General features: G+C 71.3%; 22 protein-coding genes and 1 riboswitch. Of the genes, 17 read left to right on the forward strand and 5 right to left on the reverse strand.

Annotated features, from left to right (window positions below; all coding sequences use genetic code 11):
* Positions 1-57: 57 nt before the first annotated feature.
* A complete protein-coding gene (locus ACFC0D_RS32690; protein WP_376443931.1) occupies positions 58-762 on the reverse strand; it encodes a hypothetical protein in 705 nt (234 codons plus the stop codon).
* 131 nt (positions 763-893) lie between these two features.
* On the opposite strand from ACFC0D_RS32690, the gene ACFC0D_RS32695 reads away from it, so the two are divergent.
* The 4 genes from ACFC0D_RS32695 to ACFC0D_RS32710 all read left to right on the forward strand — a co-directional run bounded on the left by ACFC0D_RS32695 (position 894) and on the right by ACFC0D_RS32710 (position 5,742).
* Complete coding sequence (locus ACFC0D_RS32695; RefSeq protein WP_376443934.1) at positions 894-2,963, forward strand: N-6 DNA methylase; 2,070 nt, start codon at positions 894-896, stop codon at positions 2,961-2,963.
* 145 nt (positions 2,964-3,108) lie between these two features.
* A complete protein-coding gene (locus ACFC0D_RS32700) occupies positions 3,109-3,735 on the forward strand; it encodes a hypothetical protein (protein ID WP_376443937.1) in 627 nt (208 codons plus the stop codon).
* The gene (locus ACFC0D_RS32705; RefSeq protein WP_376443940.1) at positions 3,732-5,240 is read left to right on the forward strand and encodes a protein kinase; all 1,509 of its coding nucleotides are present in this window, start codon (positions 3,732-3,734) and stop codon (positions 5,238-5,240) included. Before ACFC0D_RS32700 ends, ACFC0D_RS32705 begins: the two co-directional genes overlap by 4 nt.
* A 121-nt stretch (positions 5,241-5,361) precedes the next feature.
* A complete protein-coding gene (locus tag ACFC0D_RS32710) occupies positions 5,362-5,742 on the forward strand; it encodes a hypothetical protein (RefSeq protein ID WP_376443943.1) in 381 nt (126 codons plus the stop codon).
* Between the two features lie 57 nt (positions 5,743-5,799).
* Here ACFC0D_RS32710 and ACFC0D_RS32715 read toward each other — a convergent pair whose 3' ends face one another.
* Positions 5,800-6,684, reverse strand: coding sequence for an NAD(P)-dependent oxidoreductase (locus tag ACFC0D_RS32715; protein WP_376443946.1), 885 nt, complete (start codon positions 6,682-6,684; stop codon positions 5,800-5,802).
* A 143-nt stretch (positions 6,685-6,827) separates the two neighbouring features.
* On the opposite strand from ACFC0D_RS32715, the gene ACFC0D_RS32720 reads away from it, so the two are divergent.
* Positions 6,828-7,373 carry a GNAT family N-acetyltransferase gene (locus ACFC0D_RS32720; RefSeq protein WP_376443949.1) on the forward strand — a complete coding sequence of 182 codons (546 nt, stop codon included), beginning with the start codon at positions 6,828-6,830 and terminating at the stop codon, positions 7,371-7,373.
* A gap of 15 nt (positions 7,374-7,388) precedes the next feature.
* Here ACFC0D_RS32720 and ACFC0D_RS32725 read toward each other — a convergent pair whose 3' ends face one another.
* Together ACFC0D_RS32725 and ACFC0D_RS32730 are read right to left on the reverse strand one after the other, a co-directional pair.
* Positions 7,389-8,615: an acyltransferase family protein gene (locus ACFC0D_RS32725; protein ID WP_376443952.1), complete on the reverse strand. Its 1,227-nt coding sequence runs from the start codon at positions 8,613-8,615 to the stop codon at positions 7,389-7,391.
* A gap of 91 nt (positions 8,616-8,706) precedes the next feature.
* Entirely contained in the window at positions 8,707-11,133 is a 2,427-nt protein-coding gene (locus ACFC0D_RS32730) for a YfhO family protein (RefSeq protein WP_376443954.1), read from the reverse strand.
* A gap of 125 nt (positions 11,134-11,258) precedes the next feature.
* On the opposite strand from ACFC0D_RS32730, the gene ACFC0D_RS32735 reads away from it, so the two are divergent.
* The 3 genes from ACFC0D_RS32735 to ACFC0D_RS32745 all read left to right on the forward strand — a co-directional run bounded on the left by ACFC0D_RS32735 (position 11,259) and on the right by ACFC0D_RS32745 (position 14,064).
* Positions 11,259-12,254 (forward strand): glycosyltransferase family 2 protein, encoded by a 996-nt coding sequence (locus ACFC0D_RS32735; RefSeq protein WP_376443988.1) that lies wholly within the window; start codon positions 11,259-11,261, stop codon positions 12,252-12,254.
* Between the two features lie 158 nt (positions 12,255-12,412).
* Complete coding sequence (locus ACFC0D_RS32740; RefSeq protein ID WP_376443957.1) at positions 12,413-13,057, forward strand: SurA N-terminal domain-containing protein; 645 nt, start codon at positions 12,413-12,415, stop codon at positions 13,055-13,057.
* Positions 13,058-13,086: 29 nt separating this feature from the next.
* Positions 13,087-14,064 carry a nucleoside triphosphate pyrophosphohydrolase gene (locus tag ACFC0D_RS32745; protein WP_376443960.1) on the forward strand — a complete coding sequence of 326 codons (978 nt, stop codon included), beginning with the start codon at positions 13,087-13,089 and terminating at the stop codon, positions 14,062-14,064.
* 3 nt (positions 14,065-14,067) lie between these two features.
* Here ACFC0D_RS32745 and ACFC0D_RS32750 read toward each other — a convergent pair whose 3' ends face one another.
* Positions 14,068-15,273, reverse strand: a complete 1,206-nt coding sequence (locus ACFC0D_RS32750) for a globin domain-containing protein (RefSeq protein WP_376443963.1) — start codon at positions 15,271-15,273, stop codon at positions 14,068-14,070.
* 190 nt (positions 15,274-15,463) lie between these two features.
* Here ACFC0D_RS32750 and ACFC0D_RS32755 point away from each other — a divergent pair, with 190 nt between their 5' ends.
* From ACFC0D_RS32755 to ACFC0D_RS32795, 9 genes are all read left to right on the forward strand, one after another.
* The gene (locus tag ACFC0D_RS32755; protein ID WP_376443966.1) at positions 15,464-16,717 is read left to right on the forward strand and encodes a cytochrome P450; all 1,254 of its coding nucleotides are present in this window, start codon (positions 15,464-15,466) and stop codon (positions 16,715-16,717) included.
* 179 nt (positions 16,718-16,896) lie between these two features.
* Positions 16,897-17,823, forward strand: a complete 927-nt coding sequence (locus ACFC0D_RS32760) for a transglycosylase family protein (protein WP_376443969.1) — start codon at positions 16,897-16,899, stop codon at positions 17,821-17,823.
* Positions 17,824-18,082: 259 nt separating this feature from the next.
* Positions 18,083-18,258: riboswitch (cyclic di-AMP (ydaO/yuaA leader) on the forward strand.
* Positions 18,259-18,261: 3 nt separating this feature from the next.
* The gene (locus ACFC0D_RS32765; RefSeq protein WP_376443972.1) at positions 18,262-18,948 is read left to right on the forward strand and encodes a transglycosylase family protein; all 687 of its coding nucleotides are present in this window, start codon (positions 18,262-18,264) and stop codon (positions 18,946-18,948) included.
* Positions 18,949-19,299: 351 nt separating this feature from the next.
* Positions 19,300-20,586 carry a phosphopyruvate hydratase gene (gene eno / locus ACFC0D_RS32770; RefSeq protein ID WP_376443974.1) on the forward strand — a complete coding sequence of 429 codons (1,287 nt, stop codon included), beginning with the start codon at positions 19,300-19,302 and terminating at the stop codon, positions 20,584-20,586.
* 161 nt (positions 20,587-20,747) lie between these two features.
* Positions 20,748-21,221 (forward strand): septum formation initiator family protein, encoded by a 474-nt coding sequence (locus tag ACFC0D_RS32775; RefSeq protein ID WP_376443978.1) that lies wholly within the window; start codon positions 20,748-20,750, stop codon positions 21,219-21,221.
* A gap of 124 nt (positions 21,222-21,345) precedes the next feature.
* The gene (locus ACFC0D_RS32780; protein WP_329119742.1) at positions 21,346-21,885 is read left to right on the forward strand and encodes a DUF501 domain-containing protein; all 540 of its coding nucleotides are present in this window, start codon (positions 21,346-21,348) and stop codon (positions 21,883-21,885) included.
* Complete coding sequence (locus tag ACFC0D_RS32785) at positions 21,882-22,796, forward strand: exopolyphosphatase (protein ID WP_376443981.1); 915 nt, start codon at positions 21,882-21,884, stop codon at positions 22,794-22,796. The genes ACFC0D_RS32780 and ACFC0D_RS32785 overlap by 4 nt, the downstream gene beginning before the upstream one ends.
* A 369-nt stretch (positions 22,797-23,165) precedes the next feature.
* Positions 23,166-24,548, forward strand: a complete 1,383-nt coding sequence (locus ACFC0D_RS32790) for an NAD(P)/FAD-dependent oxidoreductase (protein WP_329119745.1) — start codon at positions 23,166-23,168, stop codon at positions 24,546-24,548.
* A 199-nt stretch (positions 24,549-24,747) separates the two neighbouring features.
* Positions 24,748-26,046 (forward strand): class I SAM-dependent methyltransferase, encoded by a 1,299-nt coding sequence (locus ACFC0D_RS32795; protein WP_376443984.1) that lies wholly within the window; start codon positions 24,748-24,750, stop codon positions 26,044-26,046.
* Positions 26,047-26,089 lie beyond the last annotated feature (43 nt).

Consider the following 26,089-nt stretch of genomic DNA (forward strand, 5'->3'; position numbering starts at 1 on the left):
CCCCGAGTCTCTCGGGGCGGGCCGCTTCGGTTTTCCGGGCGCTGTTGAGGTCGGGCCTCAGCCCGTCTTGACCCAGTCGCCGCAGCCCGAGGTCTTGAAGTAGGCGTCCGACGCCGAGACCTTCACGATCGCCGTTCCGGAGACGTTGTTGTTCGCCAGGATCGAGTCCGTGCTGTGGCTCGCGTCCTTCGCGCGCTCCCAGTAGCAGCCGTCGTCCGTGTTGCCCGTCGACTTGTACGTGCCGGGGGCGATGTCGACGCCCACCTTGAACATGCCGCCATCACCCTTCGGCGCCGCCTTCGGGGTGCCGGTGGCCTTCTTGTCCACGGCCTCCCACTCCTTGCAGCCCGAGGACTTGAAGAGCTTGTCCGAGGCCTTCACCTCCACGTAGCTCGTGCCCGTGACGTTGTCGTTCGCGAGGATCGAGTCGGTGTCGCCCGAGGAGTCCTTGGCGCGCTCCCAGTAGCACATGGCGTCCTCGTTCCCGCTCGTGCGGTAGAGGCCCGGCTTCACGTCGCTGCCGACCTCGAAGTCGCCGTCGCCCGCGATCGTGACGGCCTTCTTCTCCGCCGGGGCCTTGCTGTCGCCGCCCTGCTTCGCCGGCTGCTCCTGCTTGGCCGAGCTCTTCGGGGACGAGGTGTCGCCGCCCTCGCACCCCGTCGCTCCGATCACGACGAGCGCGACGATCGCGCCGGTGGCGGTGAGGGTCTTGTGGCGGGCGAACCAGTTGCGCTGCTGCTGCGGGGCGGTGGTGTGAGACATGGCTGTGGCACCTTCCGGGGCGCTGGTGTGAACTCCGTTTGCGATGGGTCAATCACAGCAGAGCTTGTGAACCGAGTCAACCAGGTTCACAAGATTTGGATCGACTCACACTGTGAACCGGTGTCATCGGTATGCTCGGTGTTCACGGACGCACGAGGGGAGACGGACAGGTGCCGGACGAGCACGCAGCAGAGGTCACCGCCGCCGGAATCGCCCGGCTCGCCGGCGTCGGCCGGGCCGCCGTCAGCAACTGGCGACGCCGCCACGAGGACTTCCCCAAGCCCGTGGGAGGTACCGAGACCAGCCCCTCCTTCGCCCTCGCGGACATCGAGCAGTGGCTGCGCGACCAGGGAAAGCTCGTCGAGGTCCCGCTCCGCGAGCGCGTCTGGCAACAGCTCGCCGCCCACCCGGCCGGGACGGTCACCGCCCTCGTCCACACCGGTTGCGCCCTCCTGCTCGTACGGGACCGGCCCACCGGATGGCTCGAGGCCGCCGCGCTCTCCGACGAGCGCCTGGCCGACGTCCTGCCGTCCGCGCTCGAAGAGCTTCTGACCGCCCGCTTCGGGCTCGACCGCGCCGTGCGGACCCCCGCGCCCGGCGAACTCGCCCCCTCCGTGCCCCTGATGCGCGGCGCCGCCGAACTCGCGGCCGAACTCGGCGCACGCCAGGCCTTCGAGTTCCTGCTCGGCCGTCACCTGGACGCCAACCCGCGTCAGTACACGCTCACCCCGCCGGGCCTCGCCGAGCTGATGGCCGCGCTGGTCGCCGAGGCCGGCGGCGCCGGCCCCGCTCCGACCGTCCTCGACCCCGCCTCCGGCACCGGCGGACTGCTGCGGGCCGTCCCGCGCCCCTCCGCGCTCTACGCGCAGGACGCCGACCCCGAACTCGCGGCCCTCACCGCCCTGCGCCTCGCCCTCCACGGCGACGCCGACATCCGCTCCGCCGCCGGCGACACCCTGCGCGCCGACGCCTTCCCCGCGCTCTCCGCCGACGCCGTCCTGTGCCACCCCCCGTTCAACGAACGAGGCTGGGGGCATGACGAACTCGCCTACGACCCCCGCTGGGAGTACGGCTTCCCGGCCCGCACCGAGTCCGAACTGGCCTGGGTCCAGCACGCCCTCGCCCGGCTCCGCGACGGCGGCACCGCCGTTCTGCTCATGCCCCCCGCCGTCGCCTCCCGCCGCTCGGGCCGCCGCATCCGCGCCGACCTGCTGCGCCGCGGCGCCCTGCGGGCCGTGATCGCCCTGCCCGCCGGCGCCGCGCCCCCGTACGGCATCCCGCTCCATCTCTGGGTGCTCAACCGCCCCGGCCGCGACCACCGGCCCGCCCCCGAACTGCTCCTCGTCGACACCACCTCCCTCGTCCCGGACGGTGGACGCGACAAGCTGCCCTGGCAGACCGTCCAGGGTGCGGTCCTCGACGCCTGGAGCGGCCGGGACGAACCCGGCGTCAGCCGGTCCGTCCCCGTCATCGAACTCCTCGACGACGACGTCGACCTCGCCCCCGCCCGCCACCTGGCCGACCCCGCCGCGGGCGGTTCCGCCGCCGAACTCGAAGCCGTCCGCGCGAGCCTGGACGAGACCCTGCGCCGCACCCTCGCCCTCGCCCCCACCCCGGCCGCCCCCGCCCGTGCCGCGGCCCGCACCCTCACCACGGTCGGCGAACTCGCCCGCGCCGGAGCCCTCCAGCTCCGGTCCGGCGGCGCCGGCACCTCCCCGGCCGGCGGCCCCGTCCTGACCGAGCACGACGTCCTCTCCGGAGCCGCGCCCTCAGGGACGCTCCCCGACGGCCCCGCCGAGGACCCCGTCCTCGTCGAGGAGGGCGATGTCGTCGTCCCCGTCCTCGGCGGCGGCTCCATCGCCCGTGTCGTCGACGCCACCACCGCCGGCGCCGCCCTCGGCCGCAACCTCCAGCTCCTGCGCCCCGATCCGGCCGCGGTCGACCCCTGGTTCCTCGCCGGCTTCCTGCGCGGTACCGCGAACAACCGGCAGGCCAGCAGCTTCGCCTCCACCGCCACCCGACTCGACGTCCGCCGCCTCCAACTGCCCCGACTGCCCCTCACCGAGCAGCGACGCTACGGCGAACGCTTCCGCGCGCTCGGCGCGTTCGAGGACGCGCTGCGGCTGGCGGGCAGGCTCGGCGAGCAGCTGGTGCAGGGCCTGTACGACGGACTCGCGGACGGCACGGTGCAGCCGGAATGACGGTGCGATCGCAGTGACAGGACGGAAGTGACGGGGCGGCAGTGACGGGTGCGACATGGCTTCCGTACAACCCTGGGCCGGGTATGTGTGTCGCCTTATACGCTCGTACTCCGCCTCGCCCGTTCGTACCCGAGGAGCTGCACCCATGCACGGTCACGCGCCCATGACGCCACCGCGCCCCGGCCCGTCGGCGGGCGTGATCGCCGTGCGCGTGATCATCTGCGTGCTGGTCGTGCTCTCCTTCGGGTTCTTCGCGTGGATCGGGATGCTGCGGATCGCGATCATGCGACGCACCGCCAGGGACTGGGTGCTGTTCTGGGGGCAGCTCGTGCTCAACATCGCCTGTCTGTCCACGCTGGAGCAGCGCCTCGCCGACCACTGGATCTCGGACGTGGGCATGGCCGGACTGCTGGTGCAGATGGCCGCCGTGACCGCGTACTACCTGGTCGTCGACATCAGGCACCACCAGAAGCCGGTCATGCCGGCCGTGCCGGTCACCCCTGTCGGGCCGTACGCCGGCGGCTACGGGTACGGGTATCCCGCGACGGCCGCGACGGCGCCTCAACCGCCGTACGCCGCACCCCAGTCGTACGCCACGCCTCAGCCGTATGCCTCGCCTCAGCAGTACGCCGCACCCCAGCCGCATGCCTCCCAGCCGAACGCTCCCCAGGCCATGCCCCCCACCGACCACCCCACCCCGCCCCGCACCGACCAGGTCCGCGCCGAACTGGACGAGCTCAGCAACCTCCTCCGTAAGGAAGAGGGGAAGTGAACGGACGCTTCATCGACGGCCGTTACGAACTCTCCACGGTCATCGGCCAGGGCGGCATGGGGCAGGTGTGGACGGCGTACGACGGACGGCTCGACCGCCGCGTGGCCGTCAAGCTGCTCCGCCCCGCCACCATGACCGGCCCCGCCACCGCGGCGGAGGAGCTCCGGCGCCGCTTCGTGCGCGAGTGCCGGGTCACGGCCCAGGTCGACCACCCCGGCCTGGTCACCGTCCACGACGCAGGCAGCGACGGCGACGACCTCTACCTCGTCATGCAGTACCTCGACGGCGCGGACCTCGCCGACCATCTCGCCGAGCACGACCCGTACCCCTGGGAGTGGGCCGTCTCCGTCGCCGCGCAGCTGTGCGCGGTGCTGGCCGCCGTGCACGCGGTCCCGATCGTCCACCGCGACCTCAAGCCGCGCAACGTGATGGTGCGTCCCGACGGCACCGTCACCGTCCTCGACCTCGGCGTCGCCTCGGTCCTGGACACCGACACCACCCGCCTCACGCACACCGGTTCGCCCATCGGCAGCCCCGCCTACATGGCGCCCGAGCAGGCGATGGGCGGCGCCGTCGGCCCGTACACGGATCTGTACGCGCTCGGCATCCTGCTCCACGAACTCCTCAGCGGAAACGTGCCGTTCGCCGGCTCGACCGCGCTCGGGGTCCTGCACCGCCACCTCTACGAGCCCCCGGTGCCCGTGCGCCGGCTGCGCCCCGAGGTGCCGGAGGCCCTGGAGGCGCTCGTCCTGCGGCTGCTCGCCAAGGACCCCCAACACCGCCCCTCCGGTGCGCACGAGGTGTACGAGGCGCTGCTGCCGCTGCTGCCCGCGCGCGGCGCCCCCGCGGGGCCGCTCGACCCGACACGTCCCTTCCTGCGCCCGCACGCGCCCTGGCCCGACCGGGCGTCCGTCCCCGCACAGCCGGTCGCACCGCCCGTCGCGCGCCCCGACGTGGCCGCCACCGTCGACGAGGTCAAGCGGCTGCTCGGCGAGGGCTCCCTCACGCGGGCCGTCGACCTCCTCGGCTCGATCCTCCCGGCGGCCGCCGTCGAACACGGCGAGCATTCGCCCGTCGTTCGGATCCTGCGCAAGCAGTACGCGACGACCCTCATGGACGACGGCCAGTACCGCCGCGCCCTCCCGGAGCTGCGCCGCCTCGCCGACGACCGCGCGGCCGAGGCCGGCCCGGCCGACCCGCAGACCCTCCAGTTCCGCTACGAGGCGGCGCAGTGCCTGGAGCAGCTGGGGGAGACGGCGGCCGCGCTGACGGAGTACCGCGCGCTCCTGCCGTTCCATGAACAGGGCGCGGACCAGGCCCGGTTCTTCGACATCCGGCGGCGGATCGGGATGCTGCTCCTGGCGACGGGCGACCACACGGCCGGCCACCAGCAGCTCCAGGCGCTGCTGTACGACACGGAGCGGACGTACGGCCCGTATCACGCGCTTCCGACGGATCTGCGGCGTGCGTTGGCGCGGCAGCAGCAGATGGGCCGGTTCGCCTGACGGGGCGCCAGGATCACGAGTCCACAACTGATGGAGAAGTGGATCTTTTGGGTCCGTTTTGCCCGTTCGGGGCGATGTAGCGTTCGCGTCTGATCATGCTCACGTCCCCAAGGAATCCCTCATGACGACGCCGCCGCCCGCCACCCCCGACCAGCCCCTCGCGCCCGCCGAGCCCCAGAAGCCGAAGGGTGGCGTCGGCAGGAAGATCCTCGGCGTCGTCGTGGCGATCGCCATCGCCCTCGCGGTGAAGTTCGGCTGGGCGGAAATCAACGGTGACATCCCCACGCATGCCGAGGTCGGCGACTGCATCACCGTGTCCGGCAAGGAGAACGACCCCAAGGTCGACACCAAGAAGTGCACGGACAAGGTGCCGGACCTCTACAAGGTCACCAAGGTCGTCGAGGGCACCTTCGACATGGAGAAGTGCGGCGGCTCCACCGCGCTCGCGCAGGAGTGGGACTACGAGAAGTTCGTGCTCTGCCTGGAGCCCGTCACGAGCTGACGACGCCTCCGCGTGCGACGCAGGGCCGGACCCGATGGGTCCGGCCCTTCGTCACGTTCACTGCGGCTTCCTGAGCACCTCCGTCAGCGCGGAGATGCTGTCCCCGCCGTGCCCGGCCTCGACCGCCCGCCGCAGAAGCTCGTGGAACGGCTTGTGCCACTCCACGTCGAGACCCGCCTCCCTGCCGAACTCCTCGTCATGGGCGGCTCCGGCGAGGAACATGCCCACCGAGGAAGCGGGTTCGCTGTAGTCGCCGCTGTCGATCTCCTCGGCGAAGACGGGCAGGACGGAGTTGATCATCTCGAACCATTTGACGCTGAACCCCACCATCGAGGCCGCGTCGAGCCCGCGGGCCCGCAACGCGGCCGCGCCCTGGAAGAAGCCGACGAGCGCGGGCAGCAACGTGCCGCCCACCGCCATCTCGTACAGGGCGGCGAGGTCGGGGTCGGGACCGAGATGGACGGTGTCGCCGCCCAGCACCCGGAGCGTCGCCTCGAACTCCTCGAAGGCGGCGGGGTCGCCGCCGTAGTAGAGGAGCGTGCTCTCGGCTCCGACGGCGGCCGGCACGTTCTTGACCGCCCCGCCGAGGAAGCGCGCACCGTTCCCGCCCGCCCACGCGGCCATCCGGCGCGCGCCGGCCGGCGACCCGCTGTTGAGCGTCACCAGAGCCCGCCCGTCGAGCACGCCGGCGGCCGGCCGGAGGGCCTCGATGGTGTCGTCGTACGTGGTGAGACACGCGACGACCAGCCGGCCGGCCCCGACCGCCTCCTGCACCGTCCGGGCGGGCACGGCCCCCTTGGCGACGAGTGGCGCGGCCTTCGACGCGGTCCGGTTCCAGACGGTCGTCGGGTGCCCGGCGTCGATGAACGCCCGGGCCAGCGCGCTCCCCATCGAGCCCAGCCCGAGGACGGTCACGGGTACGGGGTGGTGGTGGCCTGGCATGGGTGTGCTCCTGTCAGGAGGGGGCGGTGGATGCGTGATCCATGCTGCGAGGGCGGCAACGGGCCCACAAGTACTGACAAATTTGTCTGTGGGATCCCCACCGCCATACTCGGTCGACGCACCCACCCCCGGAGGCCGCCCGCGTGACCCTTCAGCCCGAGCCCGTCCGCACCCCCCGGCTCACCCTGCTCCCCCTCGCCGTTCACCACGCCGAGGAGATGGCCGGGGTGCTGGGCGCCCCGGCGCTCTACGGCTTCATCGGTGGCGCCCCGCCCACCCCGCAAGCGCTGCACGCCCGCTACGAGCGGCTCGTCGCGGGATCGCCCGAGCCCGGGGTCTCCTGGTGCAACTGGGTCGTTCGGCTCCGGGACGGAGGGAGCCTCGTCGGGACCGTGCAGGCGACCGTCGACGGCAGGGAGGCCGCCGAGGTCGCCTGGATCGTGGGAGCCCGGTGGCAGGGGCGTGGGATCGCCGTCGAGGCGGCGCGGGGGCTTGTCGGGTGGCTCGGCGCGCAAGGGGTGCGGACCCTCGTCGCGCACATCCACCCCGACCACGCGGCGTCCGCGGCCGTCGCCACCGCCGTCGGGCTCGCACCCACCGACGAGTGGCACGACGGGGAGGTCCGATGGCGGCTCCGGGCGCCGTCGGGCCCGGTCCCGCCGGACGTGGGCCTCCGGCGGGACTACTGACCTACGGGCGAGGCCTCAGCGGCCCGTGTCGCCCGCCGACGCCATGGCCATGTCGCGGGCACGATCCCCGACCGGAACCGAAGCCGACCCCGAACCCGACCCCGAACCCGACGCCGACTCCGCGCCGGCGGGCGTCGGCGCCGCGGTGTTGAGACGTATCTCCTGGACCCCGCGCCGCATCCCCGAGCGCAGGCGCTTCGACAGCGGGCGCTCCACGAGACGGTGTATCAGCCAGGACGCGACCAGCATGGCGGCCGTCACCGAGGTGACGAGGGCGACGGGCGGGACCCGGTCGCGGAAGTGGTGGATGAGCGTGATGCCCACCGCCATGTGGATCACGTAGAGCGGGTACGTGATCGCTCCCGCGGTCTTCAGCCAGCGCCACTGGATGCGGTCGAGGAAACCGAGCGCGACGGCCGCGATCGCGAGGAAGCCGAGTGCGATGACCAGCCGCGCGGGCCAGGTCGGCAGCTGCTCCGAGAGCTGGAGGCCGAGGTTCGTCCGCATCCGTCCGCGGACGTACTGCTGGGCGAGGAGGAACTGGACCCCGACGATCGCCCACAGCAGCATGGTGGGCCGGTAGCGGTGCATCAGGTAGAAGGCGATGCCGGCTATGAAGTACGGCGCGTACTGCGGCATCGAGAAGAAGTGGAGCAGCCGGAAGTCGGTGGTCGGTGCGGCGACCGCCGCCAATGTCCAGATTCCGCAGAAAATGACGCAATTGCGATAGGTGACGCCGCGGAACACGACAAGCGCGAAGAGTGCGTAGAACTTGAGCTCCACGAACAGCGTCCAGTACGAGTGGTCCACATGCCCGACGCCCAGACCGCCCTGCATCATCGTCAGGTTGACGAGGACGTCGCTCCACTCCTCTATGTGACGGAGTTCCTTGACCTCAGGCAGGAGGTAGAGGGTGAGCGCGGTCAGCGCGATGCCCGCCCAGTAGGCGGGGAACAGCCGGGACACCCGGGACACGGCGAAATCGCCGACGGTGCGTCCCCAGACGCTCATGCAGATGACGAAGCCGCTGACGATGAAGAAGATCTCGACACCGAGCCAGCCGTACACCGCGAAGGGCCGGAGCGCGGGGAACAGCTCGGCCGTGTTCCTGTCCCATGCCGTATTGAGGCCTATGTAGTGGTAAAGCACCACGACCAGGGCTGCGGTGATCCGGATGCCGTCCAGCGCGAAGAGACGCGTGCCCGGCTCTTTCTTGCTGTCGGCTCCCCTGATTCCGGGCATGGCGGGGCCTCCCCTCGAATGGATATTCCAGAGGGACCGTACAGTCGACGCACAGAATCCACACAGCCGGGGGGTTCGTGTCCTTGCTCACTCAGGTGAGCGCATCGGCCGACTCCCGTGTCACTCCCCGCTCTCGCGCCCCGTCCGTGAGCGGGTCCGGCGTCCCGGCCCGCCGGCGGTGCCGCGTCCTTCGCTCCCAGGCCGTCAGAGCAGCCGACAGGATCAGTGCCGCCGTCCCCGCCGCCAGGCCCGCTCGTAGGCCTGGTGGGTGGAAGTCGCAGGTCACCGACGTCCGGCCGTCGATCCTGGTCGCCACCAGGCCGCCGTACGAGTCGGCGGGGCGGTCGTCGCAGGTCCAGCCCGCGATGCGCGGGGACGCGAGCACCACCGTCCCCTTCGTTCCCGGCGGGAGTTCGGCGCGGATGCCGCTGTCGGTGACCTGGACGGAGGTGATCGAGGCCGCCGCCCTCGCGCGCAGGGCGTCCACCGCCGTCCTCAGCCGCTCGCGGTCCAGGCAGCCGACCTGGTGGCCGCGTGTGCCGTTGCCTTTCAGGACCGGCTTCGTGCCCGCCGTCCCCTGCGGGCCCAGCGAGGTGAGCGCGGCCCGCCACTTCGGCATCCCGCCCGCGAGCCTCACCGTCCGACCGCCGGGACCGAGCCGGGCGGTCCCCCGCATGTCGGGCGCCCAGAGGAAGACCTCGCTGCCGACCGGGCAGACCCCGTCGGCGGGCAGCGTGTAGACGGACGCGCCCAGCAGCATCTCCTGGTTCCGGAACGGCGAGGCCCCGTACCGGGGAGCGTCGGCGCCCTCCGCACGTACCGTCACCAGCGGCAGCGCCTGCTCCGTCCGCACCACCCGGTCGTCCCGCCACCGGGCGCCGACTCCGAACAGCGCGTCCGTCACCGGGTTGTCGAGGCTCTGCAGATTGCGGCCGCGCGAGGTCCAGCCACCGCCGAGCGCGGCCAGCGTCCTCGTCAGCACCTCGGGGGTGTGGCTGCTGTAGTACGCGACGCCCTGGCCACCCAGGAGAAGCGGTTCGTTGCCGGTGATCTGCGGACGGCCGGAGTCGGTGCGGTACTCCGGCCAGCCGTCGGCCTCCGCGAGCGCCGCCGTCCGCCGGTCCTGCTCCGCGCCCCAGGCCGGATAGTCGTCGAGCCGGGACAGCCGCTCCCGGTCCGCGTACGCCGTCGTCGCGGCGGCCTGCCCGACGAGCGACCCCGCGAGGAGCACCGCCGCCACGACCGCGTACCGTCCCCGCCCCCTGGCGGCCGACCACAGCGCGCCGCCGGCCGCCGCGAGGCCGGCGGCGAGCAGAGGGTACGTCCAGCCGGTCACCAGCTCGCTGGCCGTCGCGCCCACGGCGACCGCCGCCACCACGCCCGCTCCGCCGAGCAGCTCCCGCCGTCCCGGCCAGCCATGGGAGAGGGCGAGCCAGGCGGCGAGGACCAGGACGCCGCAGAGAACGAAGGTCTGCCGGTATGGGCTGCCGTTGGGCGTGGCGAAGACATGCCACACCAGGTGCGTGGGCCCCCACTGCATCGACACGGCGACGGCGACGGCGAACCCGGCCCACACCAGGCGCTCCCGCCGCGGCACCTTCCGGTGGAACGGCAGCGCGCCCGCGAGCAGCAGGGTCCCCGTACCGAGGAAAGCGGCGGGCGAGGAGAAGCTGTACGTCGCCGGAAGCAGCCGCGCGAGGAAGTCCGTCCAGTCCACCGGCTGGAACTGCCTCGTCACACCGGGGTACGCGCGCGTGGATCCGAGGAAGACCGGCATCAGGAGCGGCGCGGCGAGCCCGATCCCGAGCAGCACGGTCACCACGGCCCGCACCAGGACACGGATCCTGAGCTCGTTCGCCAGGAGGAGACGGACGAGAAGCACCAGGGCCGCGCCGATGGTGGCCATGTACGCGGTGTAGAAGTTCGCGACCCAGCACACGGCGACGACCGCCGGTCCGAGCAGCGGCCGACGTCCCTCCCGTACCCAGTCGCCGACCAGGCACAGCAGCGGGAAGGCGATCAGACCGTCCAGCCACATCGGGTTGTACGTGGCCTCCATGACGGCCCAGCCGCACAGTCCGTACGAGGCGCCCAGCACCGCCGCCGCCCACCAGGGGCCCGGCCGAAGCCGCAGCAGCGCCACCGTCATGGCGGCCGCCGCGGCGGCCATCTTCAGGATCGTGACGACATAGACCGCGTACTCGATGTCCGCGCGCGGGAAGAGCGCGACGAGGGGCGCGAACGGGCTGCCCAGGTACGTTCCGAGGTCGGGCAGGAAGCTGGTGCCCCAGCCGGACTGCCAGTTGAGGAGCAGCCCGCCCTCGGCCTTCCCGTGCAGCAGGTCCCACAGATGGGCGTGGTACGGGACGAACTGGTTGGACAGGTCGTTGACGCCGCGCCGCTCGGGCCCGAACGGGAAGGTGCGGGCGACGGCGTCTCCCGCGCAGACGGCGAACGCGGTGAGGAACGCGGCGAGGGCGGCGGCGCGGCCCACGATCCGTCTCGTCTGATCAGGCATGATGGTGTGAATATGCCAGTACGGAACGCGAAATTGTGTTCCCCCGGGGCCAGTTCACTCAATGGTCGCCTTGCCGTCATGTTTCGAATCGGCCGACGACATCCGGGTGGGTTGTCGTGGCCGGTGTGCTGCTCTCGATCGTGATCCCGTGTTTCAACGAAGAAGAGATCATCGGTCGCTTCCACGACCATGTGACCACCGAACTCTCCCGCTTCGACGGCGAATTCGAGCTGGTCTATGTGGACGACGGAAGCCATGACCGTACGCTCCCGCTCCTGGAGGAGATCGCCGCCTCCGACCCGCGCGCCCGCTACGTCTCCTTCAGCCGGAACTTCGGCAAGGAGGCCGCGATGCTGGCCGGCCTCCAGCACGCGGAGGGCGACGCCGTCGTCATCATGGACGCGGACCTCCAGCACCCGCCGGAGCTCGTGCACCGCATGGTGGGCCTGTACTCCGAGGGGTACGACCAGGTCATCGCCCGGCGCACCCGCAAGGGCGACCGGGTCACCCGCACGCTGACCGCGCGCGCCTACTACTGGGCGATCAACCGCCTGGTGGACGTGGAGCTGGTGGACGGGGTCGGCGATTTCCGGCTGCTCTCCCGCCGCACCGTCGACGCGATCCTCGAACTCACCGAGTACAACCGATTCTCCAAGGGCCTTTTCGCCTGGGTCGGATTCCGCACCACCACATTCGAGTACGAGAATGCGGTGCGTGAGGAGGGCCGCTCGAAATGGACCTTCGGAAAGCTGCTCAACTACGGACTCGACGGGCTGCTCTCCTTCAACAACAAGCCGCTCCGGGCCGCCGTGTACATGGGAATGATCCTCGTCTCCGTGGCTCTGGCATACGCGGCCTGGATCGTCGGCGTCGCCCTGGTGAAGGGCGTGGAAACCCCCGGATACGTCACGCTGCTCGTCATCGTCACGGCGCTGGCCGGGGTGCAGATGGTGATGCTGGGGCTGGTCGGCGAGTACGTGGGCCGCATCTATTACGAGGTGAAGCGCCGCCCGCACTTCCTGGTGAAGGCGACGAACGCGGACGTTCCGGGGCCGATCGGTCCGCGGGCCGCCACCACCCGAACACGTGAGTCGTTGATCGAGGCAGTCGCGTCGAAGTAGTGGCCCAGGCCACGGCGACTGCCTAACATCGATCAACGCAAGGCCGTTGATCCCGCCCGTCGCCCGACCACCACCCCTCAACGAGGCTCCCCCAGACTCCGTCCGGGGGGACCCCCATCGCGCCACACCTGTTGAACGACCCACGCCGGGAGGCTCCTTTGCACCGCCGCACTGCGCTCTCCGTCTCCGCCGCGCTCCTCGCCGCGGCCCCGCTCCTCGCCGCATGCGGTGGTGAGCCCCACCCAGGGGCCGCTGCGGTCGTCGGCGGCGAACGGATCGAGGTGTCCAGCCTCCAGGCGCAGGTGCGCGACGTCCGGACCGCGCAGCAGGCGTCGCCGCAGGCGGCGGAGCTGATCCAGGCGACCGGGGACCTCAGCCGCGAGAAGCTCAACGTGATGATCTTCGACAAGGTCGTGGACAAGGTCGCCGCGGACAACGGGATCACCGCCTCCCGCGGGGAGATCCAGAAGGCGCGCGGCGAGTTCGCCGAGCAGAGCGGCGGCGAGACCCAGCTCGCCGCGATGCTGCTCCAGCAGCAGGGCATCGCCCCCGACCAGATCGACACGGTCGTCCGCCGCACGGTCCTCATGAACAAGATCGCCGCGAAGCTCGGCATCGAGAACACCCCCGAGGGCCAGCAGAAGCTCACCGAGGTCTTCACGGCCGCGTCGAAGGCGCTCGACATCGACGTGAACCCGCGCTTCGGCGCCTGGGACGACAAGAAGATCCAGCTGGGCACGTACACCCCGTCCTGGGTGCGCCCGATCACCCAGGACCAGGCGGCCGCGGAAGCGGGCGCCTAGAGGGTGCCCGCCCCACGTAAGGTCGAAGGGTGAACGCTGAAGCACCCGTCGAGCCCGGCCGTATCGTTCTGCTCACCGCCAGCCACCGCGTGGCGCCCGGACTGCTGTCCTGGCCCGCGTGGCAGGCGCTGCACGGAGCGGACCGGGTGCTGTGCGGCGACGAGCACCACCCGCAGCTGCCGTACCTCCGCGAGGCGGGTGTCGCCGTCGAGCACGCCCGCCCCGCCGCGCAGGAGCTCGTCGACGCCTGTGCCGGGGGACGGACCGTCGTGGTCCTGCCCTCCGGCGAGGGCGACCAGGCCCTGACCGACGGGCTCGCCCGGCTGGCCGGCTCCGGCCGCGTCACCATGCCCGACCTGGAGCTCCTGCCCGGCTCGTACGACCTGCCCGGCGCCCGCCTCCTCGACCTGGTGCAGGTCATGGACCGCATCCGCCGCGAATGCCCGTGGTCCTCGCAGCAGACGCACAAGGGGCTCACCAAGTACGGCATCGAGGAGGCGTACGAACTCGTCGAGGCCATCGAGGACGGCGACCGCGGCGAGCTGCGCGAGGAGCTCGGGGACGTCCTCCTCCAGGTCGTCTTCCACGCCCGGATCGCCGAGGACCACGAGGAGGAGCCGTTCTCCGTCGACGACGTGGCCGGGACGATCGTGGAGAAGCTGATCCACCGGCACCCGCACGTCTTCGGCGACGCGACGGCCGAGACGCCGGAGGAGGTCAAGGAGCACTGGCTGCGCACGAAGGCGATCGAGAAGCAGCGCGCGTCGGTGACCGACGGGGTGCCACTGGGGCAGCCCGGGCTCGCGCTCGCCGCGAAGCTGGCGGGCCGGGTACGCACGGCCGGCCTGGACGTGGCCCTGCCGACGGGCGAGGGCATCGGCTACGAGCTGCTCGCCCTGGCCGCCCGCGCGGAGGCCTCCGGCGTCGACCCGGAGGCGGCACTGCGGGCCGCGGCCCGCGCCTACCGCGACACGATCCGCGCGGCGGAGGGCGTTCCGACCGCCTGAGCCTCAGGGCAGGCGGGGAGCGCGGGCCTCGGGGTTGTGCCAGAAGGGTTCCGGGGGCTCGATGAGCCACTCGGCGGTGGAGGCCGGGCGGGGGCGGAGACGGCCCGTGGCCGGCAGGTGGTCGTGGTGGAGCCGGGCCGCGCCGAGGTGCTCCAGGACGGGCAGGGTCTCGGCGAGGAAGCCGGGCGGGCCCGCGAGGTACACGTCGTGGGAAGGCCAGTTGCCGCAGGCGTACAGCGCGTGGATCAGCCGCTCGGTCGCCTGGTCGCGCGGGTGGTCCGGCGCGGAGGCTATGTATGTGACGTTCAGCCCGGGTATCCGCTCCTTCAGGCGCGCGACGTCCTCCCGCCCGTACAGGTACTCCTTGGCCCGGGCGACCAGGAAGAGCCGGGCCTCGGTCCCCTCGGGCCCCCCGGCCACCTCCTCGAGGAGCGCCTTGACCGGCGCCCAGCCGGTGCCTGCCGCGATATAGGTCCGGGGTGCGTCCGGCGCCGTCCGTGAGATCAGCGCGCCGCCGGGCGCGCTCAGCCGCAGCGGCTCGCCCTCGCGCACCTCGTCGACGAGCGCGGTGCTCATCGCGCCGCCCGGGATCCGGCTGATGTGCAGATCCACGGTGCCGTCCGCCCGGGCCGCGTTGGCCAGGGAGTACGTCCGCCACACCCGGGGGACCCGCAGCGAGCTGACGCCCGCGTACTGCCCGGGCAGATACGTGAAGGGCCGGCGCGGGCGCAGCGTCAGCACCGCCAGGTCCTCGCCGAGCCGCTCGTGGCGCGCCACGACGGCGTCCCACCAGGCCGGTTCCCCGTCCTCCGCCGCCGCCTCGGCGCCCCGCATCATCAGGTCGGCGACGTACCCGTACGCCTCGGTCCACGCCTTCTCGGCCTCGACGGTCCAGGCGGCCCCGGCGGTGTGCGCGAAGGCGGCGGTCACGCTGGCCCCGACGGCGGCGTAGAGGGCGGGCGTCGCCAGGAACTTGCGGTGGTCGCGGCCCAGATGGGCGAGGTAGCGCGGAAGCGCGGGGTCCTCCAGATGGGTCACCACATGGGTGAGCGCGGCGAAGAGCCGGTCGCGCTGGGGGCGCATGTCCTCGGGGAAGAGCTCGCGGACGCCCGGGTTGTTCCAGAAGAGATGGGAGTAGAAGAACGCGACGGCGTGTTCGGCCCGTCTCTCGACGACGGCGAACGTGCTCCTGAGCAACTGGGCATCCACTCCGGAGAATCTAGGGGGTGCCCGGCGGATCTCGACCGTGGACGCAACGACACGTGACGGTTGCCCCGCCCGCCGGTTCTCGCGCACCCCCGCGGGACCACGCGCCGCCGGCCCCCGGGCCTCCGCCACCGACCACGGGCCCCCCGGCCTCCGGCGGGCCGGTGTCGTGGCGACCTTGTACCGTCTCAGGGTGAGCACGCCCCCCGCCGAACCCCCCGCCCCCGAGCTCTTCACCTGGGAGTTCGCGACCGATCCGTACCCCGCCTACGCCTGGCTGCGCGAGCACGCGCCCGTCCATCGGGCGAAGCTGCCCAGCGGGGTCGAGGCCTGGCTGGTGACGCGGTACGCGGACGCCCGGCAGGCCCTCGCCGACCAGCGCCTGTCGAAGAACCCGGCGCACCACGACGAGCCCGCGCACGCCAAGGGGAAGACGGGGATCCCGGGAGAGCGCAAGGCCGAGCTGATGACGCATCTGCTCAACATCGACCCGCCCGACCACACCCGGCTGCGCCGGCTGGTCTCGAAGGCGTTCACGCCGCGCCGGGTCGCCGAGTTCGCACCGCGGGTGCAGGAGCTTACGGACCGGCTGATCGACTCGTTCGCGGCGAAGGGCGAGGCGGACCTCATCCACGAGTTCGCGTTCCCGCTGCCCATCTACGCGATCTGCGACCTGCTCGGCGTTCCGCGCGAGGACCAGGACGACTTCCGGGACTGGGCCGGGATGATGATCCGGCACGGCGGAGGGCCGCGCGGCGGGGTGGCGCGGTCGGTCAAGAAGATGCGCGGCTATCTGGCGGAGCTGATCCACCGCAAGCGGCTCGACCCGGGCGACGATCTGATCTCGGGGCTCATCAAGGCGTCCGACCACGGCGAGCACCTCACCGAGAACGAGGCCGCCGCCATGGCCTTCATCCTTCTCTTCGCGGGGTTCGAGACCACGGTCAACCTGGTCGGCAACGGCGTGTACGCCCTGCTGCGCAACCCGGGCGAGCGCGAGCGGCTCCAGGCCTCGATCGCGGCGGGGGAGCGGGGACTCCTGGAGACCGGTGTCGAGGAGCTGTTGCGCTACGACGGGCCGGTGGAGATGGCGACCTGGCGGTACGCGATGGAGCCGCTGACCATCGGCGGGCAGGAGATCCCGGCGGGCGACCCGGTCCTCGTCGTGCTCGCCGCCGCCGACCGTGACCCGGCGCGCTTCGACGAGCCGAACACCCTTGATCTGTCGCGGCGGGACAACCAGCACCTGGGGTACGGGCACGGCATCCATTACTGCATCGGCGCTCCGCTCGCCCGGCTGGAGGGACAGATCGCGCTCGCGACGCTCCTGACTCGCCTGCCGGACCTGCGACTTGCCGCCGATCCTGCCGATCTGCGGTGGCGCGGCGGGCTCATCATGCGTGGATTGCGCACGCTTCCGGTCGAGTTCTCCCCTTTGGGTGGCTGACGGTCCGTCAAGACTGTGACTTTTACGTGATCTCCGCTGCATCGACTTGTTACTGACGTTCGAATGCCGCTACGTTCACCGTCATCTCAGCAGTCACGCGAAAGGCCCTCCGTATGCGCTCCGGGAACGGACGACACCGCAGACCCCGCCAGGCCCCCGCCATAGTGGTCGCCGCAGGCGTGACCGGATCCGCGCTGGCGATGCCGCTGCTCGCCGCGGGCTCCGCCTCCGCCGCCGACGCCGCCACCTGGGACCGGGTGGCCGAGTGCGAGACGGGCGGCCTGTGGAGCGCACACTTCGGCAACGGCCTCTACGGCGGACTGCAGTTCACGCAGGAGACCTGGGAGACGTACGGCGGTCTGGCGTACGCGACCAGTGCGGACCTCGCGAGCCGTGCCCAGCAGATCGCGGTTGCCGACAAGGCGCTCGCCGCCGGCTCCACGCAGTGGGCCACCTGCGCCCCGATCGCCGGACTGACGAACGACGGCCTCGCGCCCGGCGTCGACCCGGGGCCTGCGATCACTCCGGAGGAGCCCACGGGCCCGGTCGAGGAGTCGAACCGGACGGCGGGCCTTCCGGCCACCCCCGGGGCCACCACCCCCGAGACCGTCACCCCCGGGACCACCGCGCCCTCGACGTCGAGCCCGACCGCCGTCCCCGAGACCTCCGTCACGCCTTCCGCGCCGGCGACTCCGGGCACCGGTAAGCACCGCGGTGACGCGGCCCCGGAGGAGACGGCCAATCCGGGCAAGAGTGGTGAAAACGGTCGACATGCCGCACCAACGGACACTCCGGCTGATGCGCCGACAGGCGAGGCGACCCCGGGCGGGAATGGGGAGAAGTCGGACAGTACGGATGTAGCGGGCTCCGGGGATGTCAAGGACTCCAAGGACTCCGCGGGTGTTACGGACACCAAGGGCAACTCGGGCGAATACACCGTCAAGCCCGGCGACAACCTCACCGACATTGCACGGGAGAACGAACTCCCGGGCGGCTGGGGCGCTCTCTATGACGCCAACCGCTCGACGGTGGGTGCCGATCCCGACCTCATCATCCCTGGCCAGAGCCTCGACCTGACGATCGATCTCCTCCCGTCGAAGGGGTAGTTCGGGGCTGTATGTCCGGTTCTGTGCAACTGAGACATGGGTCTCTTTGCCTCAACTGGCATATCGCGTCCGCAAAGTTTGCTTCCGTCACCTCTCACCTGCGTAAACACCCTTCGTCCCGAAGTGGGTACGGGCGATATTTCCCCAATGGGCCTCTTTGAACTTCGGAGAGGTCTGTGTCTACGGTCAGCACCGCTCGCCACCGCGGGCCCCGTCGACCGATACGCCGAATCCTGCCGTCGGCCGATGGGAACAGTCGTCGCGTCATGCGCCGAAGGCAGGAGCGGGGGACCCAAGGTAAGTGCCGCCCCCGGCCGTTGAGACAGGCGGCCGAGGACGCGGCTTGGGGTGAAGCCGCGCGCTAGGTCGCGCGGCCGGGCAACTCACATGGCCCGAACCCGACAGCTCACCTCGTAGGCGTCGGTGAGGAGATTCCCCATGCTGTTTTCCGCCAAGGGCAAACACCGTCGTGCCTCCAAGGCCACCCGCGCCGTCGCCCTCGCCGGCATCGCCGGTGTCGCCGTCGCCGCGCCGCTCATGACCGCCGGGTCCGCCTCGGCCGCGACCGCCTCCGAGTGGGACGTCGTCGCCCAGTGCGAGTCCGGCGGCAACTGGGCCATCAACACCGGCAACGGCTACTACGGCGGCCTGCAGTTCTCCGCCTCCACCTGGGCCGCCTACGGTGGCACCGCGTTCGCCGCCACCGCCGACCAGGCCTCGAAGTCGCAGCAGATCCAGATCGCCGAGAAGGTCCTGGCCGGCCAGGGCAAGGGTGCCTGGCCGAGCTGTGGCGTGGGCCTCTCCGGCGCCGCGTACACCGGCGCCGCCGAGAGCGCGCCGGCCCAGGCCGCTCCGGCCGCCCCCGAGCGCAAGGCCGAGCAGCCGACGACCCGCAGCGAGCAGCGGACCGCCCCGAAGGCCGAGGCGAAGACCGTCACCACCCCGACCGGCAAGAAGGTCGCGAAGGGTGACGGCGAGTACAAGGTCGTCGCCGGCGACACCCTGAGCAAGATCGCCGCCGCCCAGAAGGTCGAGGGCGGCTGGGAGAAGCTCTTCGAGCTGAACAAGGACGTCGTCGAGGACGCCGACCTGATCCACCCGGGCCAGCAGCTTCACCTGAAGTGAGCCCGGCGGTTCGCGTGAGTCCGGCGGCTCACGCGGCCCCTCCGACCCTCCCGCGGTGACCACCCCGGCCCGGCGCACCCTCCCCCGTGTGTGCCGGGCCGGGGTTCCGCGTTTCCCGGCTCCGCGTGCGCCCGGGTTCCCGGATGCGGGGTTCCCGTAGCCCCTCACCCCGCGTTACCGGTGAGTAGGTCTGGGGTGTTTTGACCCGGGATACCTGCCCTCGGGTCCTTTTTCGTCCCAGGGGGCGGGCGCCGGGCGGGCCGGAGCCCCGGAGCCGGTTAGGCTCTTGGCGCAAGGCCAAAGCGACCCTGCACAGCAAGCGTCACATCTAGCGTCACATCCCAGAAGGAGATGCTCGTGCCGTCCATCGACGTCGTCGTAGCCCGGGAAATCCTGGACTCCCGAGGCAACCCCACGGTCGAGGTCGAGGTCGGCCTCGACGACGGCAGCACCGGTCGTGCTGCTGTTCCGTCCGGTGCCTCCACCGGTGCGTTCGAGGCCATTGAGCTCCGTGACGGAGACAAGAACCGCTACCAGGGCAAGGGCGTCGAGAAGGCCGTCCTCGCCGTGATCGAGCAGATCGGCCCGGAGCTCGTCGGCTACGACGCCACCGAGCAGCGCCTGATCGACCAGGCCATGTTCGACCTGGACGCCACGGACAACAAGGCCTCGCTCGGCGCCAACGCCATCCTCGGCGTCTCCCTCGCCGTCGCGCACGCCGCGTCCGAGGCCTCCGACCTCCCGCTCTTCCGCTACCTGGGCGGCCCGAACGCGCACCTGCTGCCCGTTCCGATGATGAACATCCTGAACGGCGGCTCGCACGCCGACTCCAACGTGGACATCCAGGAGTTCATGATCGCGCCCATCGGCGCGGAGTCCTTCTCCGAGGCCCTGCGCTGGGGCACCGAGGTCTACCACACCCTCAAGGCCGTCCTGAAGACGAAGGGCCTGTCCACCGGCCTCGGCGACGAGGGCGGCTTCGCCCCGAACCTGGACTCCAACCGCGAGGCGCTCGACCTCATCCTGGAGGCCATCAAGCAGGCGGGCTACGCCCCGGGCAAGGACATCGCGCTGGCGCTCGACGTCGCCGCGTCCGAGTTCTACAAGGACGGCTCGTACGAGTTCGAGGGCAAGTCCCGCACGGCCGCCGAGATGACCGAGTACTACGAGGAGCTCGTCTCCTCGTACCCGCTGGTCTCCATCGAGGACCCGCTGTTCGAGGACGACTGGGCCGGCTGGAAGGTGCTCACCGACAAGCTGGGCTCCAAGGTCCAGATCGTCGGCGACGACCTGTTCGTCACCAACCCTGAGCGCCTCGCCCGCGGCATCGAGGAGGGCACCGCCAACGCCCTGCTCGTCAAGGTCAACCAGATCGGTTCGCTGACCGAGACCCTGGACGCCGTCGAGATGGCCCAGCGCAACGGCTTCAAGTGCATGATGTCCCACCGCTCCGGTGAGACCGAGGACGTCACCATCGCCGACCTGGCCGTCGCCACCAACTGCGGCCAGATCAAGACCGGTGCCCCGGCCCGCTCCGAGCGCGTCGCCAAGTACAACCAGCTCCTGCGCATCGAGGAGATCCTCGACGACGCCGCGGTCTACGCCGGCCGCAGCGCCTTCCCGCGCTTCAAGGGCTGACACCGGCTCACGGGCCGACACCGGCTCAGGCCGGCGTCGGCCCAGGGCCGGTAGCGGCTCAAGGGCCGTCCAGCCCGTCGTACATACGTCCCCGCACCCGGTCCCGTACCGTGTGCGGGGACGCACGCTTTACGGCGCAGGAGAAGGGGAGGCGACACGACATGGCCGCGAAGGACCGGGACCGGTTCTCGACCGCGACCCGGATCAGGCTGCTCGGCGAGCAGACCGCCGCCCGTGTCTACCGCTCCCAGACCCGCCGTCAGGCCCGCCGCTCGCGGCTCACCGGCCGCGCGGCCTTCCTCGCCCTGGTCGTCTGCTCGCTGGTGGTGGCGCTCGCCTACCCCATGCGGCAGTACGTCTCCCAGCGCGGCGAGATCGCCGAGCAGGAGCGCCAGGCCGCCGAGGCCGCCGCCCGGGTCGAGGAGCTGAGGGACGAGAAGGCCCGCCTCCAGGACCCGGCCTACGTCCGCCGCCTCGCCCGCGAGCACCTGCACTACGTGCTGCCCGGCGAGACAGGCTTCACCGTGAACGACCCCGAGGCCGAGCGCGCCCGGCGCGAGGATCAGAGCGCGGCCGACCGCCCCTGGTACTCCGACCTCTGGGACGGCGTCGACCGGGCCGACGCGAGCCGTTAGCGCCCCGGCGCGAGATGATGGGCCCACACCCCGGGCCCGGCCGGCCCCATCGCGGTCCGGTCCGTCCCACGCGACCGGGCCCGCCCGGAAGCAGACCGCCCCCGACGAGAAGACAGACGCAGGCATGGAAACGCCCCCTCCGCAGACCGCACGCACCGAGCCCACCGACGCGGACGTCGCCGCCTTCGAGGAACAGCTCGGCCGCCCGCCCCGGGGGCTGCGCGCCATCGCGCACCGCTGCCCCTGCGGCAACCCGGACGTCGTCGAGACCGCGCCGCGGCTCCCGGACGGCACGCCGTTCCCCACCACGTACTACCTGACGTGCCCCCGCGCGGCCTCGGCGATCGGCACGCTGGAGGCCAACGGGGTCATGAAGGAGATGCAGGCCCGGCTCGGCACCGACCCGGAGCTGGCCGCCGCCTACCGGGCCGCGCACGAGGACTACATCGCCCGCCGTGACGCCATCGAGGTCCTGGAGGGATTCCCGAGCGCCGGAGGAATGCCGGACCGGGTCAAGTGCCTGCACGTCCTCGTCGGCCACTCGCTGGCCGCTGGCCCCGGGGTGAACCCCCTGGGCGACGAGGCGCTCGCGATGCTGCCCGAGTGGTGGGCCAAGGGCCCGTGCGTCACGCCGTGCGCGGAAGAGAAGGAGTCCGCCCAGTGACCCGGGTCGCCGGAATCGACTGCGGCACGAACTCCATCCGCCTCCTCGTCGCCGACGTGCACCCCGACACCGGCGAGCTGATCGAGCTCGACCGGCGGATGACGATCGTCCGGCTCGGGCAGGGCGTCGACAAGACCGGGCGGCTCGCGCCCGAGGCGCTGGAGCGGACCTTCGCGGCCTGCCGTGAGTACGCGGCCGTCATCAAGGAGCTGGGCGCGGAGAAGCTCCGCTTCGTGGCCACCTCCGCCTCCCGCGACGCCGAGAACCGCGACGACTTCGTCTCCGGCGTCCTGGACATCCTGGGCGTCGAGCCCGAGGTGATCTCCGGCGACCAGGAGGCCGAGTTCTCCTTCACCGGCGCCACGGCCGAGCTGCACGGCACGGAGAAGTACCTCGTCGTGGACATCGGCGGCGGCTCGACCGAGTTCGTCGTCGGCAACAAGCACGTCGAGGCCGCACGGTCCGTCGACATCGGCTGCGTACGGCTCACCGAGCGGCATGTCCGCAGCGACCCGCCGGCCGCCGCCGAGATCGCCGCGATCCGCGCCGACATCCGCGCCGCGCTCGACCTCGCCGAGCAGACCGTCCCGATCCGCGCGGCCGAGACGCTCGTCGGGCTCGCGGGCTCCGTGACCACGGTCGCCGCGATCGCGCTGGGACTCCCGGAGTACCGGTCGGAGAAGATCCACCACTCCCGGATCTCGTACGAGCAGGTCCAGGAGATCGTCACGTCGCTGATCGGCTCCACCCACGCCGAGCGCGCCGCGATCCCCGTGATGCACCCCGGGCGGGTCGATGTGATCGTCTCCGGTGCTCTCGTCCTGCTGGAGATCATGGAGCGGACCGGGGCCCGCGAGGTCGTCGTCAGCGAGCACGACATCCTCGACGGAATCGCACTGTCCGTGGCATAACGGGCACCCGGTGGCACGTCCGGAAACGGTCCGCCGAGAAAGTTCGTGAAGTTCTTCACAAGGAAAAGGGCCCTGATGGGGGCCATGGAGGGCCTTCTGAGCCTCCAACGCCCCTGTCGGGGCTCTTTCGTAGGCGGGGAGCGTTGTTCGCTCGATGTTTCCATCGCGTGAACGGGCCCTGTGGTTCAGCGTTAATGACAGCTCTCCGGGCCAGTTCAGTAGGGGTGAACAACGTTCACCCCCGCACCCTGGTTCCTTTGCACGACCATGACCTAGGTCACGTGGGCGGCGGAGTGTAGCAGAGGTCCCCCGAGACCTTGTGAAGGGGCGCACGAGCGACCCCCCTGGGAGGGGTGGATACTCGGATGCATGAGCACCACGGAGCGTCCCAGGATCCTCGTAGTAGGCGGTGGGTACGTAGGCCTGTACGCAGCACGACGCATTCTGAAGAAGATGCGTTATGCGGAAGCGACCGTCACGGTCGTCGACCCGCGCTCGTACATGACGTACCAGCCCTTCCTCCCCGAAGCCGCCGCAGGCAGCATCTCGCCGCGCCATGTCGTCGTCCCGCTGCGACGCGTCGTGCGTGGAGCCGAGGTGCTCACCGGTCGCGTCACCACCATCGATCAGGACCGCAAGGTCGCCACGGTCGCGCCGCTCGTCGGCGAGGCCTACGACCTGCCGTTCGACTACCTGGTCATCGCGATGGGCGCGGTCTCCCGCACCTTCCCGATCCCCGGCCTCGCCGAGCAGGGCATCGGCATGAAGGGCGTGGAGGAGGCCATCGGCCTTCGCAACCACGTCCTGGAGCAGCTGGACAAGGCCGACTCGACGACCGACGAGGACGTCCGCCGCAAGGCGCTGACCTTCGTCTTCGTGGGCGGTGGCTTCGCCGGCGCGGAGACCATCGGCGAGGTCGAGGACATGGCCCGCGACGCGGCGAAGTACTACACCAACGTGAAGCGCGAGGACATGCGCTTCATCCTGGTCGACGCCGCCGACAAGATCCTTCCCGAGGTCGGCCCGGAGCTGGGCCGCTGGGGCAAGGAGCACCTCGAGGGCCGCGGTGTCGAGATCTACCTCTCGACGTCGATGGACTCCTGCGTCGACGGCCACGTCGTGCTGAAGAACGGCCTCGAGGTCGACTCCAACACGATCGTGTGGACCGCGGGCGTCAAGCCCAACCCGGCGCTCGCCCGCTTCGGCCTCCCGCTCGGCCCGCGCGGCCACGTGGACGCCCAGCCGACGCTCCAGGTCACCGGCACCGACTACATCTGGACCGCGGGCGACAACGCCCAGGTTCCGGACCTCGCCGCCCGCAAGGCCGGTGTGGAGAACGCCTGGTGCCCGCCGAACGCCCAGCACGCGCTGCGTCAGGCGAAGGTCCTCGGCGACAACGTGGTCTCCGGCATGCGGGGCTTCCCGCAGAAGGAGTACTCGCACTCCAACAAGGGTGCCGTGGCGGGCCTCGGCCTCCACAAGGGCGTCGCGATGATCGTCATGGGCAAGATGAAGATCAAGCTCAAGGGCCGTCTCGCCTGGTACATGCACCGTGGCTACCACGGCATGGCCGTGCCGACCTGGAACCGCAAGATCCGCGTCTTCGCCGACTGGACCCTCGCGATGTTCCTCAAGCGCGAGGTCGTCTCCCTCGGTGCGATGGAGACGCCGCGCGAGGAGTTCTACGAGGCGGCCAAGCCCGCTCCCGCTCCGGCCGCCGCCGCGAGCCAGGAGAAGGCCAAGGCCTCCTAGCTCCACCGCAGTACACCCCCGTAAGGGCCGTCCGCCATCCGTGGTGCGGACGGCCCTTCGGCATGTCCGCACCGGTCCGTCGGAGTCCGCCCGGGTGTTTTGCCGAGTCGTTGCGCGCCGACGGGACGAAAATCGCCTACGGAGGGTGTTTACGTGGTGACGAGCATTTCTGGGGCACGACATCACGGAGGTGTGCACCATGGCCGACGCCGCATTGCGGCTGACCACTCTCGCGGAGGATCTCCTGGGGGTCCCGCTCCCGGTACGTCTGCGCGCCTGGGACGGCAGCGAGTCCGGCCCCGCGGACGCCCCCGTCCTGATCGTCCGGCAGCGCCGCGCCCTGCGCCGGCTGCTGTGGAAGCCCGGCGAACTGGGCCTCGCCCGCGCCTGGGTGGCCGGTGAGATCGACGTCGAGGGAGACCTCTACGAGGTTCTCGACCGGCTCGCGGGACTGATCTGGGAGCGCGGGGACGAGACCAGGAGCTCCTTGGAGGCCGTACGCGACCCGAAGCTGCGCGCCGCCGCGCGCGCCGTGCTGAAGCTGGCCGGCCCGTACCCGCCGCCCGCGCCGCCCGCCGAGGAGATGCGCCGGCGCACCGGCTCCCGCCACAGCAAGCGCCGCGACAAGCAGGCGATCAGTCACCACTACGACGTGGGCAACGACTTCTACGAGCTGGTCCTCGGGCCGTCGATGGTCTACTCGTGCGCGTACTGGACGGACGGCGGGACCCTGGAGGAGGCCCAGCGCGACAAGCTGGACCTCATCGCCCGCAAGCTGAACCTGAAGGAGGGCGACCGGCTGCTCGACGTCGGCTGCGGCTGGGGCTCCATGGCCATGCACGCGGCCCGCGAGTACGGCGCCCAGGTCGTCGGCATCACCCTCTCCCGCGAGCAGGCCGCCTTCGCCCGCAAGCGGATCGCCGAGGAGGGCCTGACCGACCGGATCGAGATCCGCGTCCAGGACTATCGGGACGTCAAGGACGGCCCGTACGACGCCATTTCGTCGATCGGGATGGCCGAGCACGTCGGCGCGGTCCGCTACCGCGAGTACGCCGACATACTGCACGCCCTCCTCAAGCCGGGCGGTCGGCTGCTCAACCACCAGATCTCCCGCCGCCCCGAGCCGGACGAGGCCGCCTACCAGGTGGACGAGTTCATCGACGCGTACGTCTTCCCGGACGGCGAGCTGGCCCCGATGGGCCGCACCCTCGCCACCCTGGAGGACGCCGGCTTCGAGGTCCGCGACGTCGAGGCCATCCGCGAGCACTACGCCCTGACTCTGCGCCGCTGGGTGGCCAACCTGGAGGGCGACTGGGCTCGCGCCGTACGGAACACCTCGCCGGGCCGGGCGAGGATCTGGCGGCTCTACATGGCCGCCTCCGCGGTCGCGTTCGAGCGCAACCGGATCGGCGTGAACCAGTTCCTCGCGGTGAAGACACCGGAATCGGGCACCTCGGGCGTGGCGCTGCGCTCGCGGGTGTGGAACGAGAAGCCGTAGCCGTACGCACGGCGAAGGGCCGGGCTCCCGTTCAGGGGGAGCC

Origin of the sequence: Streptomyces sp. NPDC056222 (genome assembly GCF_042264065.1) — a bacterium.
Taxonomy (GTDB): Bacteria; Actinomycetota; Actinomycetes; order Streptomycetales; family Streptomycetaceae; genus Streptomyces.

Excerpts from the sequence above, each read along its gene's own strand:
- ACFC0D_RS32690 (WP_376443931.1), bottom strand. The coding sequence starts at position 762 with ATGTCTCACACCACCGCCCCGCAGCAGCAGCGCAACTGGTTCGCCCGC.
- ACFC0D_RS32780 (WP_329119742.1), top strand. The coding sequence starts at position 21,346 with ATGGAAACGCCCCCTCCGCAGACCGCACGCACCGAGCCCACCGACGCG.
- ACFC0D_RS32730 (WP_376443954.1), bottom strand. The coding sequence starts at position 11,133 with ATGCCTGATCAGACGAGACGGATCGTGGGCCGCGCCGCCGCCCTCGCC.
- ACFC0D_RS32790 (WP_329119745.1), top strand. The coding sequence starts at position 23,166 with ATGAGCACCACGGAGCGTCCCAGGATCCTCGTAGTAGGCGGTGGGTAC.
- ACFC0D_RS32710 (WP_376443943.1), top strand. The coding sequence starts at position 5,362 with ATGACGACGCCGCCGCCCGCCACCCCCGACCAGCCCCTCGCGCCCGCC.
- ACFC0D_RS32695 (WP_376443934.1), top strand. The coding sequence starts at position 894 with ATGCTCGGTGTTCACGGACGCACGAGGGGAGACGGACAGGTGCCGGAC.
- ACFC0D_RS32765 (WP_376443972.1), top strand. The coding sequence starts at position 18,262 with ATGCTGTTTTCCGCCAAGGGCAAACACCGTCGTGCCTCCAAGGCCACC.
- ACFC0D_RS32795 (WP_376443984.1), top strand. The coding sequence starts at position 24,748 with ATGGCCGACGCCGCATTGCGGCTGACCACTCTCGCGGAGGATCTCCTG.
- eno (WP_376443974.1), top strand. The coding sequence starts at position 19,300 with ATGCTCGTGCCGTCCATCGACGTCGTCGTAGCCCGGGAAATCCTGGAC.
- ACFC0D_RS32700 (WP_376443937.1), top strand. The coding sequence starts at position 3,109 with ATGCACGGTCACGCGCCCATGACGCCACCGCGCCCCGGCCCGTCGGCG.
- ACFC0D_RS32725 (WP_376443952.1), bottom strand. The coding sequence starts at position 8,615 with ATGCCCGGAATCAGGGGAGCCGACAGCAAGAAAGAGCCGGGCACGCGT.
- ACFC0D_RS32715 (WP_376443946.1), bottom strand. The coding sequence starts at position 6,684 with ATGCCAGGCCACCACCACCCCGTACCCGTGACCGTCCTCGGGCTGGGC.
- ACFC0D_RS32775 (WP_376443978.1), top strand. The coding sequence starts at position 20,748 with ATGGCCGCGAAGGACCGGGACCGGTTCTCGACCGCGACCCGGATCAGG.